The sequence below is a fragment of the Deinococcus sp. QL22 genome (assembly GCF_023370075.1).
Lineage (GTDB): Bacteria > Deinococcota > Deinococci > Deinococcales > Deinococcaceae > Deinococcus.
On record NZ_CP097151.1, the window covers coordinates 92,954 to 108,896 of the forward strand.

Here is a 15,943-nt window from a genome sequence, read left to right on the forward strand (position 1 = left end):
TCACCTGGTGCCTGTTCTGTCTGGCCCATGAGGGACCGTTCCACCTGCCGAGCTTCAGCGCGCCGTCACTCCACACGGACGGTGAACACGGGCGCGCGGGTGGGGAACAGCAGGCGACAGCCCGGCGGCATCAGAAAAGCGTGTTCACGCTGCGGAGCGACGCGGTCTTCGAACAATCCATCGGTCACGATCAGCATCGGCGTATCCGGGTGCACCCCGTCGGGTTCACCCGCCAGCTGTTCTGCGAGCTGCAGAGCCGGAATCAGCGACGTCCCCCCTCCCCCAGTCAGCGTCAGGCGGTCACCCGCGCGCCAGGGGTGTTGCCAGCCGTGATCCGTGACGCCCGCGTCGCAGGCCAGGACACGGATGCGGTCGATGCCCAGCACCTGCGCCGTCGTGCGCACGCCGCCCAGCGCTTCATTCAGGTCGCGGTCGCTCATCGACCCCGAGGTGTCCACGATCAAGATCAGGGCGTGCATGGGTCCAGGCTCCTCGCGCCCCCGGCCGGCTCTGGGTTCAAAGGGATTGAGGGAGCTGCGCCGTGACGGCCTGGAAAAGGTGCGGCGCCGGGCGCGGCGCGGCACGATCTCGCCCAGGTACGCCTGCAATGCGGGCCGCCACGGAATGGGTCTGGCCGCACGTTCACGCAGTTCACGCTCAAGACCCGCAGGCATGGTGCCCGTCCAGCGCAGCGCGTCAGCCTCCGCCATGCCGCTCGCGGCCGCTTCGCGCCAGAGGCGGTCTTCGTCTTCAGTCAGCGCGCGCGCGGCGTCCTCACCGGGGCCAAGCATGTCGGGCAGACCGCCGCCGCGCAGGGACGCCATGCGGCGGGCCAGCGTGGGATCATCGAGCAGCCGCAGGTAGATGGCTTCGGCCGAGGACAGCCTGGAGAGGACTGGATGGTACGGCGCGTGGTCGGGCCGTTCTCCATAGGCCATGGCTTCGAGCCAGCCGGCCAGCAGAAGGTCACAGGCCAGATTCCACAGCTCCGGCTCTTTGTCGGCGCCGCGGGCTGGGTGGCCCAGCAGCAAGTGCAGGGCGAGTTCGGCAATGCCGTACTGCAGGTGTTCGCGCTCCAGGCCAGCCCCGAGATTGATATAGACGGTTCTGGTCTCGGGATCGAGGGCCATGCCCTGAACCCGCAGGCGCATGCAGCGCACCGGATCGAGTTCCAGCTGGAGTTCGGAGAGTGCGGGGCGCAGATGGGGAATGTCCTGCCCGACCTGGCTCCAGGCCACCAGGACGTTGTCCACCCGCCGTTCATTGGCTCCGTTGTTCTGATTGCCGCGCACGCCCGCCAGAACCGGCCGCAGGGCGCTGGACAGGTCCTCCATGGCGCGCATCAGGCCCGTGTTGACTTCCTGTGCTCGTCCGTTCTGGGACTGGTTCAGGCGTTCAGTGGCGCGCTGCATCGCCGCTTTCCGGGCCGCGTCCCCGAGTTGATAGGCCAGCGCTGCAGCGGTGCGGTTGCGGCGGGTCTCGGCGGCGCGCGTCCAGAGCGTTTCAATCTCAGGGTGTTCATGGGGCCAGCTGGCGTTGTATTCGGGCCGCCCGTCACTCAGAGGCAGCGCCACCTGAACGCCGCGGCGTCCGGTGGGCTGGGGAAAAGCAGGAACTTCGGCCGGCGCACTGCGGGCCTGGCCCTGAAGGGAGCGCCGCAGTTGCTTGAGCTGCTCCTTGAGGCCAGTGGAGGCGCCGTCAATACCTGCGTCGGGAACAATACCCGAGACATCAAGCGACGCGCCCCAGGGCTCAATCTCCTCCAGGGTCCAGACGCCCCTCTGAACAGCTTTCAGGGCGTCTTTCCAACCCATACGCCCGAGGTCTGGGCGCAGCATCGTCTTCCAGGTCGCTGTCTCCAGGTCGGCTTCTGTGAGCCACCGGCCCCTGGCATGCAGCTCTCCATCGGCCACCACCACCATGGCCGCAGAGGCCAGGCGGCGCAATTCCGTGAGCTTTTCGGGCTGTTCGTTGCTTGCCTCCTTCCAACTGCTGACGCCAAGAGCTTTGAACTCGCCCGCGATCCACTGCGCCGCGGTTCGGGGAAGCTCCAGTTCAAGGGCAGCGGTCGTGATCTGTGCCAGGTACATCCACCACAAGCGGTTGGAAGTCAGCGAGGTGTGGAGACGAACCGGGTCGACGTAGATCCAGCCCGCGGCACTGACCAGCAGCGGGGCACCCTGATCTGCAGGGCGTGCGCCCATAAGGGCTTGGCCCACGTCCAGTTGCTCGACTTCACCGCGCCAGCTTCGGTTGAGCAGCAGTAGCCCATCCATGTCCACCCTGGCGGTGCGCGGATCAATGGGCCTGGGGAATCCCGGTGGAGGCGTCCAGATGGTCAGGCGGGTCATGGTACACGTCCTCTGATGGGTTCAGGCAGCAGAAAGCGGCTCAGTTGGCCACCGCACTCATACGGGTCATCACCCGGTCGAAGAACCAGGCGGGAATCTTCTGATCGCTCAGCAGGGAGGCGGCCATTTCCGGGGCTATTCCCGAGAGCTGCTGCATCAAGTACGTGGCCTGATCGACGAACGTTCGCGCCTCACCGCGCAGGTCGGATTCAAGGCGGGGCAACTCGCTCCCCAGGCGGGCACGCAGCAGCGCGATCAGGTGAGCCACCAGCGCCCGATCCGTGTTGGGGTCAGGCAGCTTTTCCGCGCCGCGCAGGATGGCGGTCAGAGAGATGCCCTGAGAACGGCGGCTGAGCCAGGCACCGAACTCCTCGGCTTCTTTCTGCGCCACAGCGCCCGAGATGATCCGCTGCAACAGGTGGGCATGCTCACGCGTGCCCTCGTTCTTCATGGCCGCGCTCCCCCAACCATAGACGGCGCGCGACGCAATTTCCCAGCTGCGCGGGGTCGTGGCAATCTGATCGTCGTCTCCAGGCCTGCTGCCCAACAGGCTTTTCAGGCCCGTCTCAGCGATAAATTCGTGAATCAGCGGGTGAATGCCGGCTCCAGCAGCCCAGTCCAGCCATCCCCGCGTCGAGGTGATCTTGAGCTGCACGTGGTACATGCGGTTCATCAGGGGCGCCGGAATCGGGCGGGCCACGGAGTTGTGCGAGGTGGGATTGCCGGCGCAGACGACCACCGTGCCGGGAGGAAAGTGGTGCTCGCCGATGCGCCGCTCGTTGATGACCGGGAAAAAGGCGCGCATGACATCCGGCTCCGCGCCGTTGAGCTCGTCGATGAAGACCACGCCTGGCTCCTGGCGCATCAGCGTGGCCGGGGGACAGAGCTTGGTCGTGTAGCTGGCTGGGTCAATCAAGGGCACCGCCAGGTCTTCAGGGCTCATCTGCGACCCGAGCAGCAGGCTCATGTGCATGCCCAGGTCAACGGCGAACTGCTCAATCAGCTGACTTTTGCCCACACCAGGCGGTCCCCAGATCATGATGGTCTGCACGGTTCCCATGCCGACGATCAGGTCTTTGAGGCCGTCGTGGTCCACGGCAGGAATATGGTCCAGGTTCAATGTCTTCTCCTCAGGTGCGGCGGGGCTCAGTTCGGTCAGGTCAAGTGGATGTCGGAGTGAACCCTCACGGTCGGTGGCCTTGAATAACTGGCTCCCAGAAAGGGCTATTCTCTCACCTCCACTGCAGCTCCCGTCAGTGCATTCCGGCGTAGGCCAGTCGCACTAGATACTCGAATACTTCGCGGGATGGGGGAATGAAGTGTCCTTCATGAAGAGTGATTGAGCTGGCCTTCCAGGAGGTAAGTGACGGCCCCTCCTGCCTCCCAGGCCTCATGCAGGCTATCTTCCTCAAAGGTGTGCCACCCTCGTAGGTCGGCATTGGACTCAGTATGATCAGACGGCTGGTGTCGTTCCGCTACAGAACAGCCAAGGCCGAGGCGGTAGCGGTGCTGATGAGTACCTTTGAGCAGCAGGGCGGCGAGCGAGCCTACATCCTGAACATGCTCCCGGGACTGGTGCACGAGTTCGCCGAGGCCGCGCGCGCGGTTCGGATCGACAAGTTGAGCGTGTTCGACTCCGGCTCCGGTCAGGCGACCCAGTCCGCGATGCAGAACACTGGGCGCAACATCCTGGGCATGGTCGAGCAGGTCGAGACCGTGACCGGCGTGCAGCTGCTCTCGGCACTGCGCGGGATGCAGGTGCCTGGCGCGGCGGCCACCGAAGGGGTCTCCAGCAGCAACGACTGAGCTTCAACATGACTGGGGAGGCGGAGCGGGCCGAGGAGGCTCCTGTGATGGGTAAGAAAGCCCAGCGCTTCCCGCAGACTGCCGGCTGTCTCCAGCATGGCGCCAAGCGTCGATAACCTGAAGCCCAAAGACACCAACCCCGGCCCCGGCCGTTTCCACACAAACCTCGATACCGTTGACTGAGACGAGATGGCTAAGGTCACCTGCTCAGGAAACCTCGTCGTGGGGGAGAGGGGTGGCATAGGCTGGTGTGGCTGGGCTGCTCCGTGGCTCGTTTTGTTCAGTTCAAGGGCTATCGACGGCGCCGTGGTATTCCACTCATGCCAATGTTGGACAGCGGTGGCGTGAACCCGCTTGCAGCGAAGCCGGTGGCCGCCTTGGTCTCGCCCCTGGAAGTCGTCCACCTCAGACAGACCCAGCCGTTGTTCAGTGCCAACACACTGAAACGCACGCAGGAACGGCTTGACTGCTTCCCCGGCCAGAGGCCGCAGAATCCCAGCCTGCGTGCACTGGCATGACGACGACTTCGCGTCTACGCTTGCTCTCAGCCCCTCAGCGGGAGGTCTACCCCCCCTCTTTGAGATAGAGTCTGAAACAAGCAACAAGCCGCAGGCTGATGGGGTCATCCAAACGGATCCCATGCTGGTTCCATTGATTCACGCCCTCGAATTCATCTTTGGGAGGAACACCATGCACAAGACCCTACTTGCCTTAAGCTTCGCGCTGTTCGCTGGTTCCGCTCTTGCACAAGGAACGTTGGTGTTCGGGATGGGCGGCGATCCAGTCAGCCTCGACTCGGGAACGATTACCGACGGCAACTCGGCGCTGGCACAGATCTTGACGTACGACTCTCTGGTGAAATTCAAAAAGGGAACCAGTGATGTGGCGCCGGGTCTGGCGCTCCGCTGGACATCGAATGCCAATGCGACCCAGTGGACCTTTACTCTCCGTCAGGGCGTCAAGTTTCAGGACGGCACGCCTTTCAACGCCGACGCGGTGGTGTTCAACGTCAACCGGTGGTGGGACCCCAACGCCCGCGCCGGAGCCAAGGAACAGACCAAAACGTTCACGTCCTATCAATTCATCTTTGGAGCGTTCAAGGGAGACAAGGACAGCCTGCTGAAAGAGGTTCGCAAAGACGGTCCCTACAAGGTGACCTTCGTGCTCAACCGTCCGTTCAATCCTCTGCCTGAAGCCCTCGCCACACCTTTTTTCGGCATCGCGTCGCCGACCGCCGTGACCAAAGGAGGCGCGAAATACGGTACCCCGGCCTCATTGCCTGTGGGAACCGGCCCGTTCCGGATGCGTTCCTGGACCACCGGTGACCGCATCGTCTACAGCACCAACACCGACCACTGGGGCAAGAAAGCGTCCTACGATCAATTGATTTTGCGCTTCATCAAGGATCCCAGTGCCCGGCTCAATGAGCTGCGTGCTGGAGGCATCGATTTCACGAGTGACCTCAACCCTGACCAGTTGGGGGCCGTGCGGGGCGACAAGAACCTGACGGCCGTGATCGTGCCTTCGTTCAATGTGGGCATGATCAGCATGAATGTCACCAACAAATACCTCGCCAATCCCAAGGTGCGGCAGGCCATCAGCATGGCCATCAACAAAAAGGAAATTGTTCGGGCCTTCTGGGGCAGCCTTGGCGTGACAGACGCCAGCTTTTTGCCCCCCGCGCTGAAATGGGCCAACAGCCGAACCGTGCCTGCCGATTACAAGTTTGATCCGGCGGCAGCCAAGAAACTGCTGGCCGAGGCAGGCTATCCAAACGGCTTCAGCCTCGATTTCTGGTACATGCCCGTGAGCCGGCCCTACTTCCCCACGCCCAAACCGATCGCGGAAGCAGTGGCCGCCGATCTGGGGGCCATAGGGATCAAGATGAACATCAAAACCGAGGACTGGGCCAAGTACCTCGAAGACCGCAACAAAGCCCCAGGATTTGACATGTACATGATCGGCTGGACCGGTCCGTACGCCAGTCCCTACAACTTTTACGGCTCGTACTACGGTGAGAGCGCGTCGCTGGACAGCGGTTACAACAACAAACGGCTGGATGACCTCATGGCCGCCGCCGCCGCCGCGAAGACCCGTGCAGACAGTGCCAAGGCCTACGCGGAAATCCATCAGATCACCTATGACGCCAACGTCCGGTTGCCCATCGTGCATTCCCAGCCTCTCGGGGCAGCCAAAAACTACGTGAAAGGCTGGGTCCCCGGTCCATCCTTGCTGACGCCCTTCGAGGACATCACCATCAAAGACAAGAAATGACCTCCTCCGCCCAGGGAGAGCCCGGCGGCGCCCGTGGGTCGGGCATGGCCGAGGTGGCCGCCATCGAAGAGCAGGTAATTGCCTGGCGCCGTCATCTCCACCAGTACCCCGAGCTTTCGTTCCAGGAGCACCGAACCGCCGAGTATGTGGAGACGCAGCTCCGCAGCATGCCCGGCCTCGACATCAGCCGTCCCACGCCAACGAGTGTGCTGGCTGTTCTGCGCGGCGGTGCAGGCCCAGGCCATACGGTCCTCCTGCGTGCCGACATGGACGCCCTGCCGATCGAGGAAGAAACGGACCTTCCCTATGCCTCCCAGCAGGCCGGAGTGATGCACGCCTGCGGCCACGACGGGCACACGGCGATGCTGCTGGGCGCGGCCAAACTGCTGGGTGAGCGCCAGGCGGCGCTGCGCGGAGAGATCCGTTTCATCTTCCAGCACGCCGAGGAACTGTTTCCCGGTGGCGCACAGGAATTGGTCGATGCAGGCGTCATGGAAGGCGTCCAGTACGCCGTGGGAACGCACCTGTTCTCCTCCATCCCGGTGGGGATGGTGGCCCTCAAAGACGGTCCGCTGCTGGCCGCGCCTGACGCCTTTGAGATCGCCATTGTCGGTCGGGGCGGTCACGGGGCTCAACCCAACACCGCAGTGGACCCGATTGTGATCGCTGCTCAGGTGGTGCTGGCCTTTCAGACCATTGTGGCGCGGCAGCTCGATCCCCTCCAGCCCGCCGTCCTCAGCGTCACCACCATCCACGCCGGTACCGCGCACAACATTATTCCCGAAACCGTCACGCTGACAGGCACGGTCCGGACGTTTGACGCAGAGTTGCGAACCACCATTCCGGCCCTGATGGAACGCCTGCTCAAAGGGATCACCGAGGCTTACGGGGCGTCTTACCGCTTCGAATACACCCGGGGATACCGGGCACTGCACAACGACCCGCAGGTCACGGAGGTGTTGCGTGAAGTGGTCCGCGAGACCGTCGGCGCCGGCGTCCTCTTTGAGCCACCAGCCAACATGGGTGGAGAGGATTTCAGCGCCTACCTGACCAAGGCTCCGGGAACCTTCGTCATCATCGGCGCCGGCAATGTCGATGCGGGCATCACCGCGCCGCACCACCATCCGAAATTTGCCATTGACGAACGTGCGCTGGGCACTGGAGTGGCCATCCTGGTCGGGGCCGCCGAACGGCTGAGCGTGTTCGCAGGGTCTCCAGACAGCCCCGGCCATGCACATTGAAGCCCGGCTGCGCGACCTCGGCTTCAGTCTGCCGCCCCCGCCTCAGCTGCCAGCAGGCACACGTCTGCCCTTCACCGCCGTCCGCCTGATCGGGGACCGGGCGCTGATCTCCGGTCATGGGCCACAAGCACCAGACGGCACGCTCGCTCAACCGGTCGGCAAGGTTGGCACTGAGGTCACCGCAGAGCAGGCCCATACGGCGGCCCGTCTGGTCGCGCTCTCGGTTCTTGGCAGTCTGCACCGCGCCCTGACCGATCTCGACCGCATCACGGCCTGGGTCCGGGTTCACGGCATGGTCAATGCCGCGCCGGGCTTTACGGCGCTGCCAGACGTCATCAACGGCTTTTCAGATCTCATTCTGGAGGTGTTCGGCCCCCAGATCGGCCAACATGCCCGGTCGGCGGTCGGCATGGCCGAGCTCCCCTGGAATATCCCGGTCGAGGTTGAGGCAGAAGTGATGTTCCGGCCCTGATGAAGCGTGTGCCTCTCTTTCAGGGCGCCAGCAACTCCCGGAAAAACTGAACGAGGTCGCGCCGGGCCGCTTCCCGGGCTTGTGGATGAGGGGCCGACAACCCCTCGCCTCCCTTCCCCTGATACAAGAAGGGATCAGCATAACGGTAGGGCGCTTCCAGCATATTGAACCCGTGCTCGGCGTCGGGGTAGACCTGAACGGTGACGAGCGCGCGGTCGGCCGCGTCCAGTGAGGCGGCCAGTCGCGGCGCCGTGTCTGCGTCTGCATCGTAACGGTCCCGACCTCCGGTAAAAATCTTGACCGGGGTTCCCGTCAGATTCCCAAATTCGTAGCCCGGTACCCTGTTGTAGATCCAGCAGGCCGGGTAGAAGGCGGCGTGCGCTGCGAAGCCCTCGCCTGCGGGCAGATATTGGGCGTTGTACCGCTGGGTCGCGCTCAGCATCGTGACGACACCTCCCCAGGAAAAGCCCATGATGCCGAGGCGTCCGGCATCAACCTGTGGCAGGTCCGCCAGGAAGCGGTAGGCGCCGTAGGCATCGGGCAGGTTGTCCCAGGCGGCTTGAGGCCGCCCTTCCGATCCACCTGCGAGACCGCGCGCGCCCCACATGTCAATTTCGAGTGTCACAAAGCCCGCCAGATTCAGGTCGAGGGCATGCAGGACACCCCGTGAGTCTATGCCGGCCGAGCCGTGCAGAATCACGACGGCGGGCAGCGGTTCAGGCACGCCCTGTGGCACCTGGAGTTTGCCAGAAATCCGCAGCCCATCAGCAGAGGCAGCGGGGTACGACACGAACGTGCTGTACAGGGTCGGGTAGTCGGGGAGCGAGGTGTCGAGGAGGGTCAAGCTTGGCTTGGGGCTATCAACGTCGCTCATGAACGGTCTCCTGGGGCTTGGTCACGGATGAGGTTGAGGCTCACGAGATCGGCGGGAAGTGGGGAGACTTGGAAACTCCTGCTCACCGAAGGAGTGGAGATGAGGTGCTGACCAGCGGCACAATGTCGCGGAACTCCGTCCCTGAACCGCTGCTTCAAGTTGAACGAGGCTTAGCCAATTCGTATTCAACGCTGCTGCCAAGCAGGTCACAAGGCAGTGGATTGGAACTGAAGAGGCCACAACCCTTCTCACTCTAAGGCATGGGTTCCGATCATCCAGGACAACACCTGCAGGTCGGAACCGCCCCAGCAATGCTTGACGTGTCACCCAGACACTCAGAAGCCTGGCATTGCGGTCTTGCGGGCCAGGAGCCGATCAGACCAGCGTGCTTCCATGGCCTTTCATGACGAGCGGCAATGCACATCGGCATACGCAGTCTGTTGCCACGCAGGCTGACCATTCAGGGGGTTCAGACGACCTCTCTTTACCCGCACCCAAGAAGGTTTGTCGCTGACTGGGAGTCCGTTGAGTTGTCTTGCTGCTCAGCATGCGCCGTCATCATCACGTCATTCATGGGTCTGGCCTCCTGCCCACACATGTGGCAGGGAGGTATGGCAAAGGCTGACAGACAGCAACGTCAGAACGTCACTGGCCGACGCCGCCGAGCAACGCTAGGTTTGATTTGGCTTCAGGCGGTCTTTGAGATCATCGACAAAACCCTGGGCATCAAGGGCTGATATTGCAATGCCTTCGTGGAGGATCAGTTCAGTGTGGCGCGGTGTTGCTCAAAGCGAGTCGGTGAGCGGTACCCCAAGCTAGAGTGACGACGCTCGCGGTTGTAAAACACCTCAATCCACTCAAAGACCAGATTACGTGTGTCAGCGCGGTTTCCTTGTGCTGTGTCGAGTTCCAGTTCCAGCTTGAGGGTGGCGAAGAAGCTCTCCATCGCCGCGTTGTCCCAGCAGTCTCCTTTCGGCTCATACTTTGAGCGCCTGGAGGCGCTCCAGTGCTTGTCGATACCGCGACTCGCATATTGAATTCCCTGGTCCGAATGATGGAGCAATCCTTGTCCAGGACGCCGAATCTGCTGTGCCATGTCCAGCGCAGCGACGACCAACTCGGTCTGCAGGGTGGCCCGCATGGCCCAACCCACGATTTTGCGAGAGAACAGATCCATCACCACAGCGAGGTACATCCAGCCCTCAGCCACGGGTAAATAGGTAATATCCGTCACCCATTTCTGATTGGGTTGTTCGGCAACAAATTCGCGATTCAGTAGATTTTCGGCCACTGGGTGCGGGTGTTTTGAATTGGTGGTCACGCGAAATTTCCGCTTGCAGCGAGCCTTCAGTCCTGCTGCCTTCATCAGCCGAGTAATTCGTGCTCGGCTGACCTGTTTTCCTCGTCCACGAGTGCGGCTTGACACGAGGGCACCGTAGGTGCCCCTACTGACTTGATGAATGGTTCGAATGGCCTCGGTCAGAGCGACGTCTTCCACCCGATAGCAGTTTTGGGCCTTTCCACCACGCAAAATAGCCACTGACCCCGACACCGAGCGTCTTGCACAGCCGCTCAATGCTGTACTCATGCCGATGCTGCTCAATGAACCCGTAAATTAGTGGTCTTTGGCGAAGAAGGCCAGTGCTTTTTTCAGAATATCGCGTTCCTGACGGGTAATTTCCAGCTCTCGTTCTAGCTTCTTGAACCGCGCTTCCTGCTCACTCAACGCGGCGACGCCGCGTCCGGTGAATTGGGGGCGGCCCACCGCCCCTTGTTGCTCGTGATGCTGTTTCCAGCGTACGACTAAATACGGTGGAACACCCAAGTTGCGGGCGATCTCAGCGCAGCTTTTCTGGCTGCTGATCACCAGACGCACGGCTTCTTCTTTGAACTCGGCGGTGTAGTGGTTTTTACTGGCGGTCATGTCAGTCTCCATTGTCGGTCAGACTGAACTCCTCCTCCACAGAACCCTAGCAAGATCACAACCGGGGTACCGATCCGGGCTGGATGGCGACGGCGACGGGCGGGCCTGCGAGTAGCGCCGGGGTCATGAACGCGGAAGGTTCTCAGTTCCCATAACTGCCTGGGACACGCTCGCCACCCTGCCGTACCCCTCGCGGATATGGCCGAAGACGTGCAGGCCGGGGCGCACCCGGTGGACTGTCTCCAGCAGATGGGGACACCCGACCGGCAGTCCAGTGGGCTGCAACCGGTCGAGCACGCCGCGCGGTGGGCCGTGGGTGATCAGCCCGTCCACGTCCTCTGAAATTTGGCTCCAGTGAGCCCGGATGGCTTTTTCGGATCAAGAGTTTCCACGGTTATCCCAATCGCGTGTCAGGCGGCGTGGAGTTGTTGTGGCACAGGCTGCACCTCGGTCAGGACGTACAATTCCGTGTGTTGTGCCGCTCGGCGCTGAGCCGCTTGCTACGTCAATTGCAGCTGCTCCTGACGGACGAGCAGCACCGCATGAAGAGCCTCGACCACGCACCAGGCCCAGTTGTCTTGAGCTTGGATGGTTTGGCAGCGGCAGCGTCCTAGACAGAGATGCTGCTTCATCAAGCGGTGAATCACTTCCAGGCCCGCGGCAGCGCCCGGACGGTCAAGGCAGGGTCAAACGTGCTGAATAGGAAGAAGCAACTCCATTCGCCGTGAACCCTGCGCCAAAGGATCAGCACATCGAACGCCCCGACGTCACGCGACACGGGGAGCCGACGGACACGCCATCCCAACTCGGCATCGAGAGGGCACCGTTCGGGAGGAAAGCGCTCAGCCAGAGCGTTGAGGGTGAGAGACTCACCCTCAACGTGAACACTCATGTTCCGCTTGGCGCGCTCCAGGACAGGAATCTGGGTGTCGTGACTGAAGGTCACGACCTCATCTCGTCCACACGCTCCATCCAGCAGCACTTCAGCGATGGACCCCCCCTGCCTCCCGGCACGGGGTGACGGTGTGAATCAGCTCTTGGGTCGCGGTGCGGTACGGATACGCGGGCGTCTCCAACGGGCCAGAGACTTTGAACCGCTCCAACAGCGGCGTCGGATCGGCCCCGAACTTCACCAGGGCCGCTGAGGTGAACGGATGTCCCAATTGAATCCGCACCTGACTGCTGGAGTGAAAGTTCAGATCCTCCATCTCCAGCCCCGCGTGCGGCACCATCACAAAGTCCATGGCCAAGAACGCGCCCTGTGGCGCCTTCCCAAGAAGGCGCTGAAGATCCTGGTTCGTCGTGAACGATGGCTGTGCCAGGGACTGGCACAGGACAGGGTGCTTTTCCGGACGGTACTGCAGGGGGCGATGCCACTCACACTGGTGGCACGGTTCAACAACGCGGTGACGATGCTGAGCGGTAGGCTGGAGGAGCGAGGCAGAGACACTTCGCATGAAGGCCCACGAGACCGGGGAATTTCAATCCCCACCTCAAGGGCCTTCGTTGCTGTCGCAATACATCCCTGCATGGAAACTCTTGCCCCACAGAACGGCACCTGTCACCTGGCGAGGGAGGGCGTTCATGCCGCCGAGCTCATAAGGTCTACCCTGCAGCCGGGGGGCTCTGGAATGGTCAGCCGCGTCAAGGGGGGCTAAGCCACTAAGCTGAGCGGCATGACAACTCCCGCCGCGGTGCCCGACCGTGTCCCTGGTCAATGGTCGGCGCTCACTGGGCTGGCCTGCGCCGTGTTGCTCGCCATGTCTCCGTGGTTTTCAGCAGCGGCCGTGCTGCCGCATTTCCGGGCCGTGTGGGCGCTGACGGACAGCGCGGCCGCCGGACTCACGTTGGCTGTACAACTGGGGTTCGTGTTGGGAGCGCTGCTCAGCGCGGCCCTCAATCTGGCCGACCGCGCTCCGGGCCAGCAGCTGATCTGGGCCGGAGCGCTGTTGGCAGCAGGTGCCAATCTGGGGTTACTGTTTGTCAGCGACTTTCTGCTTGCGCTGGCGGTGCGGGCCCTAACGGGGGCCGCGCTGGCCCTGGTGTATCCTCCGGCCCTTAAGGCCATGGCTGCTTGGTTCCGCACAGGACGCGGCGTCGCGCTTGGCGTGATGGTCGGTGCGCTCACGCTCGGCTCGGCCTTGCCGCACCTGATCAACGGACTGGGGGGCACCCAGTGGCAAGCAGTCATCGTCACCACCAGTCTGCTGGCCGTCCTGGGCGGCGTGCTGGCCTCGCGGGTGCCGAGCGGCCCCTACCAGAGGCCTGCTCCGGCTTTTCAGCCTGCGCGGGCATGGCAGATCCTCACTGAACGACAGCTCAGCCGGGTCACCCTTGGGTATTTGGGCCACATGTGGGAGCTGTATGCGCTGTGGGCTTGGTTCGGTGCCTTCTTTGCCCAGCTGTTGTCGGAAAACAGGGTGCCCGATCCTACAGGGACCGCGGCGTTCGCCACCTTCGCGGTGATTGGTGTGGGGGCCGCCGGGTGTTACCTGGGCGGCGTGCTGGCAGACCGCTGGGGCCGGGCGCGCCTCACCATGTTGGCCATGGGAATGTCAGGCGGCTGCGCGCTGGTGCTCGCGGGACTGGTCTGGGCAGGGGCTGAACCGCTCCTGCTGCTGGCCGTGAGCCTGGTCTGGGGGTTTTGGATCATTGCCGACTCCGCCCAGTTCTCGGCCCTTGCCAGTGAATTGGCCGACCCCGCCTACGTGGGAACGGCCCTGACCGCGCAGTTGGCCCTCGGCTTCACCCTGACGGCCGCCAGCATTGCATTGGTGCCGCTCCTGGTGCGTGTGTGGGGCTGGCCAGGAGCGTTTGCCGCCCTCTCTGCGGGGCCGCTGCTGGGCATGCTGGCCATGCGCCCGTTGACGCGCCTGACCGCCACGGCGTGAGGAGAAGGAGAAACTCCCTGGCTCCGGCTCCACCAAATCCTCCAGCCCGAAGAGCAACGGAGTGACGTCAGTCCGGGAGCCTTACACAAAGTAGGTGGCCCGGTCGGCACAGTGGTGCTCTTTTGCACTTCGGTTGGAGTGGTGGGTCAACGGAGCGCCGTGATCGGGATGAGGGCTCGGGTGATCCTGAGCGTCAACGGATCAATCACAAATCGGTGCCGCCTTGCTCCCGGGCCTGGCCTGTGGAAGAAGCCTGCAGTCAGATGCCCAAGACAGGATGAGGCCGGTACGGTTCTTCCAGCGCCTGAAGATGGGCAGGCGTGAGCTTGACGCTGAGGGCCGCCACGGCGTCTTCCAGGTGCGGCATCTTGCTGGCGCCTACGATTGGCGCCGTCACGCCCGGCTGGTGCAGCAGCCACGCCGTCGCCACCTGCGCAGGCGTGACCTCCAAGCGGCCAGCGACCTCGGCCACGCGCTGCTGCACAGCGTAATCGTCTTCAGTGCGGTACATCGCCTCACTGAACTTGTCACTGCGTGCCCGAATGGTTCGCGCCTCCCCAGCTTGCCGGTTTCCGGCCAAGAAGCCTCGGGCCAGCGGGCTCCAAGGAATCACGCCGATTCCGTCCTCACGGCAGAGCGGCAGCATCTCGCGCTCTTCTTCACGGTAGACCAAGTTGTAATGGTTTTGCATGCTCACAAAACGGGTGAGGCCATGCAGGTCTGCCACATGTTGCATCTTGGCGAACTGGTAGGCCAGCATGCTGCTCGCGCCGATATAGCGCACCGCTCCCATCCGCACCACATCATGCAGGGCGGTCATGGTTTCGAGGAGGGGCGTTTCCGGGTCAAACCGATGAATCTGGTAGAGGTCGATATAGTCGGTGCCGAGGCGTTTCAGGCTGGCCTGAACAGCGTCCATAATGTGTTTGCGCGACAGCCCGGCTTCGTTGACTCCTGGCCCCATCCGGCTAAAAACTTTGGTGGCAATAATGACCTGATCGCGCCGGGCATGCTGCGTCAAGGCCCGGCCCAGCACCTCCTCGCTTTTGCCCAGCGAGTACACGTCCGCCGTGTCAAAAAAATTGATCCCGAGCTCCAGCGCCCGCACGATAAACGGCAGGCTCTGGTCTTCGGGCAAGACCCAATCCCGCCACGCTGGATCACCGTAGGTCATGGTTCCAAGAGCAATTCGGGACACTTTCAGTCCAGTCTGGCCAAGCCGCATGTACTCCATAGCGCACTGTAAACCACAGCCGGCACTGCCCCTCGCCTCCGCACAGTTCCGTGCCCAGCAGATCCCGTTTAGGCCGGCTCAAGGTGGCACCAGACCAACTTGGGTAAAATAAGCCGTGTCTGCTTACCCGACCCTGGTTTTGCTGCATGGAGCGCTTCAGACGGGCGCTTCGTTGGCCCCACTCGCTGCCGCGCTTGCCCCGTCGGCACAGCTGGTCTCGCTCAATCTGCCTGGGCATGGCGGCAGCCCGGTGCCTGACCTCCTCCGGCTTCAAGACATGGTGGACGCGGTGATTGGTGACCTCGACCGCCAGGGGATAGAGCAGGCCCAGATTTTCGGATACAGCTTGGGCGGGTATGTGGGCCTGCTGCTGGCGCAACAGCATCCCAGCCGGGTCAAAGGCGTCTACGCGCACGCCACCAAACTCGCTTGGACGCCAGAGGCCGCGGCACGTGAAGTGCGGGGCTTAGACCCAGACCGCCTGCTGGAAAAAGCCCCTGCGGTTGCCGCTTCGCTGGAACAGCTGCATTCTCCCCAGCACTGGCGCCTGCTGACCCAGCGCGTGGCAGACCTGCTGATTGTTCTGGGTGACAGGCCAGCAATTGACGCTACCGTGCTGAGCAACCTGCAAATGCCCGTACAGCTGTCGGTAGGCGACCACGACCGCATGGTCAGCCTAGAAGAAACCGTTGCGGCCTACCGGGTTCTCCCACAAGGTCAGTTGCTGGTCATCCCCGGCAGTGCCCATCCTCTGGAGCCCAGCGTGCAGCGGCGGTTGGCCCCTGAACTCCTCCGCTTTCTCGAGTGGACGGGCGCTGCAGGCTGAACACCAGACTCAGGTGAGGGCTGGGCCTGGTTCCAGCGCATGAGGCGTCT

15 protein-coding genes are annotated in these 15,943 nt (G+C 62.9%); 7 read left to right on the forward strand and 8 right to left on the reverse strand.

The window, feature by feature from the left end:
• Window positions 1–65 precede the first annotated feature (65 nt).
• Window positions 66–2,351 carry a VWA-like domain-containing protein gene (locus M1R55_RS19860; protein WP_249395155.1) on the reverse strand — a complete coding sequence of 762 codons (2,286 nt, stop codon included), beginning with the start codon at window positions 2,349–2,351 and terminating at the stop codon, window positions 66–68.
• A 40-nt stretch (window positions 2,352–2,391) separates the two neighbouring features.
• Window positions 2,392–3,447: an AAA family ATPase gene (locus tag M1R55_RS19865; RefSeq protein ID WP_249395156.1), complete on the reverse strand. Its 1,056-nt coding sequence runs from the start codon at window positions 3,445–3,447 to the stop codon at window positions 2,392–2,394.
• A 353-nt stretch (window positions 3,448–3,800) separates the two neighbouring features.
• Between M1R55_RS19865 and M1R55_RS19870 the strand changes: the two genes are divergently transcribed.
• The 4 genes from M1R55_RS19870 (at window position 3,801) to M1R55_RS19885 (ending at window position 8,144) form a co-directional block, all read left to right on the forward strand.
• Window positions 3,801–4,157 carry a hypothetical protein gene (locus tag M1R55_RS19870; protein ID WP_249395157.1) on the forward strand — a complete coding sequence of 119 codons (357 nt, stop codon included), beginning with the start codon at window positions 3,801–3,803 and terminating at the stop codon, window positions 4,155–4,157.
• Between the two features lie 690 nt (window positions 4,158–4,847).
• Window positions 4,848–6,431, forward strand: a complete 1,584-nt coding sequence (locus M1R55_RS19875; RefSeq protein ID WP_249395158.1) for an ABC transporter substrate-binding protein — start codon at window positions 4,848–4,850, stop codon at window positions 6,429–6,431.
• 44 nt (window positions 6,432–6,475) lie between these two features.
• On the forward strand, window positions 6,476–7,672 hold the full coding sequence (locus M1R55_RS19880; protein WP_249395320.1) for a M20 family metallopeptidase: 1,197 nt from the start codon (window positions 6,476–6,478) through the stop codon (window positions 7,670–7,672).
• Window positions 7,662–8,144, forward strand: coding sequence for a RidA family protein (locus M1R55_RS19885; RefSeq protein ID WP_249395159.1), 483 nt, complete (start codon window positions 7,662–7,664; stop codon window positions 8,142–8,144). Before M1R55_RS19880 ends, M1R55_RS19885 begins: the two co-directional genes overlap by 11 nt.
• Window positions 8,145–8,163: 19 nt before the next feature.
• On the opposite strand, the gene M1R55_RS19890 is transcribed toward M1R55_RS19885, so the two are convergent.
• From M1R55_RS19890 to M1R55_RS19900, 3 genes are all read right to left on the reverse strand, one after another.
• The gene (locus tag M1R55_RS19890) at window positions 8,164–9,018 is read right to left on the reverse strand and encodes a dienelactone hydrolase family protein (protein WP_249395160.1); all 855 of its coding nucleotides are present in this window, start codon (window positions 9,016–9,018) and stop codon (window positions 8,164–8,166) included.
• Window positions 9,019–9,778: 760 nt separating this feature from the next.
• Window positions 9,779–10,606, reverse strand: coding sequence for an IS3 family transposase (locus M1R55_RS19895; RefSeq protein WP_249395161.1), 828 nt, complete (start codon window positions 10,604–10,606; stop codon window positions 9,779–9,781).
• Between the two features lie 27 nt (window positions 10,607–10,633).
• On the reverse strand, window positions 10,634–10,942 hold the full coding sequence (locus tag M1R55_RS19900) for a transposase (RefSeq protein WP_249394272.1): 309 nt from the start codon (window positions 10,940–10,942) through the stop codon (window positions 10,634–10,636).
• Between M1R55_RS19900 and M1R55_RS32260 the strand changes: the two genes are divergently transcribed.
• Window positions 10,941–11,057: an excalibur calcium-binding domain-containing protein gene (locus M1R55_RS32260; RefSeq protein WP_371827260.1), complete on the forward strand. Its 117-nt coding sequence runs from the start codon at window positions 10,941–10,943 to the stop codon at window positions 11,055–11,057. The two genes, M1R55_RS19900 and M1R55_RS32260, sit on opposite strands and share 2 nt — an antisense overlap.
• 528 nt (window positions 11,058–11,585) lie before the next feature.
• On the opposite strand, the gene M1R55_RS19905 is transcribed toward M1R55_RS32260, so the two are convergent.
• A complete protein-coding gene (locus tag M1R55_RS19905; RefSeq protein ID WP_249395162.1) occupies window positions 11,586–11,888 on the reverse strand; it encodes a hypothetical protein in 303 nt (100 codons plus the stop codon).
• Window positions 11,889–11,925: 37 nt separating this feature from the next.
• A complete protein-coding gene (locus M1R55_RS19910; RefSeq protein WP_249395163.1) occupies window positions 11,926–12,186 on the reverse strand; it encodes a hypothetical protein in 261 nt (86 codons plus the stop codon).
• 432 nt (window positions 12,187–12,618) lie between these two features.
• Between M1R55_RS19910 and M1R55_RS19915 the strand changes: the two genes are divergently transcribed.
• Complete coding sequence (locus M1R55_RS19915; RefSeq protein WP_249395164.1) at window positions 12,619–13,833, forward strand: MFS transporter; 1,215 nt, start codon at window positions 12,619–12,621, stop codon at window positions 13,831–13,833.
• A gap of 259 nt (window positions 13,834–14,092) precedes the next feature.
• Here M1R55_RS19915 and M1R55_RS19920 read toward each other — a convergent pair whose 3' ends face one another.
• On the reverse strand, window positions 14,093–15,067 hold the full coding sequence (locus tag M1R55_RS19920) for an aldo/keto reductase (protein WP_249395165.1): 975 nt from the start codon (window positions 15,065–15,067) through the stop codon (window positions 14,093–14,095).
• 115 nt (window positions 15,068–15,182) lie between these two features.
• On the opposite strand from M1R55_RS19920, the gene M1R55_RS19925 reads away from it, so the two are divergent.
• On the forward strand, window positions 15,183–15,893 hold the full coding sequence (locus M1R55_RS19925) for an alpha/beta fold hydrolase (RefSeq protein WP_249395166.1): 711 nt from the start codon (window positions 15,183–15,185) through the stop codon (window positions 15,891–15,893).
• Window positions 15,894–15,943 lie beyond the last annotated feature (50 nt).

Bases quoted from the DNA above. Each gene is read 5' to 3' on its own strand.
- M1R55_RS19860 (WP_249395155.1), bottom strand. From the start codon at position 2,351: ATGACCCGCCTGACCATCTGGACGCCTCCACCGGGATTCCCCAGGCCC.
- M1R55_RS19870 (WP_249395157.1), top strand. From the start codon at position 3,801: ATGATCAGACGGCTGGTGTCGTTCCGCTACAGAACAGCCAAGGCCGAG.
- M1R55_RS19875 (WP_249395158.1), top strand. From the start codon at position 4,848: ATGCACAAGACCCTACTTGCCTTAAGCTTCGCGCTGTTCGCTGGTTCC.
- M1R55_RS19880 (WP_249395320.1), top strand. From the start codon at position 6,476: ATGGCCGAGGTGGCCGCCATCGAAGAGCAGGTAATTGCCTGGCGCCGT.
- M1R55_RS19885 (WP_249395159.1), top strand. From the start codon at position 7,662: ATGCACATTGAAGCCCGGCTGCGCGACCTCGGCTTCAGTCTGCCGCCC.
- M1R55_RS19890 (WP_249395160.1), bottom strand. From the start codon at position 9,018: ATGAGCGACGTTGATAGCCCCAAGCCAAGCTTGACCCTCCTCGACACC.
- M1R55_RS19895 (WP_249395161.1), bottom strand. From the start codon at position 10,606: ATGAGTACAGCATTGAGCGGCTGTGCAAGACGCTCGGTGTCGGGGTCA.
- M1R55_RS32260 (WP_371827260.1), top strand. From the start codon at position 10,941: ATGTCAGTCTCCATTGTCGGTCAGACTGAACTCCTCCTCCACAGAACC.
- M1R55_RS19900 (WP_249394272.1), bottom strand. From the start codon at position 10,942: ATGACCGCCAGTAAAAACCACTACACCGCCGAGTTCAAAGAAGAAGCC.
- M1R55_RS19910 (WP_249395163.1), bottom strand. From the start codon at position 12,186: ATGGACTTTGTGATGGTGCCGCACGCGGGGCTGGAGATGGAGGATCTG.
- M1R55_RS19915 (WP_249395164.1), top strand. From the start codon at position 12,619: ATGACAACTCCCGCCGCGGTGCCCGACCGTGTCCCTGGTCAATGGTCG.
- M1R55_RS19920 (WP_249395165.1), bottom strand. From the start codon at position 15,067: ATGGAGTACATGCGGCTTGGCCAGACTGGACTGAAAGTGTCCCGAATT.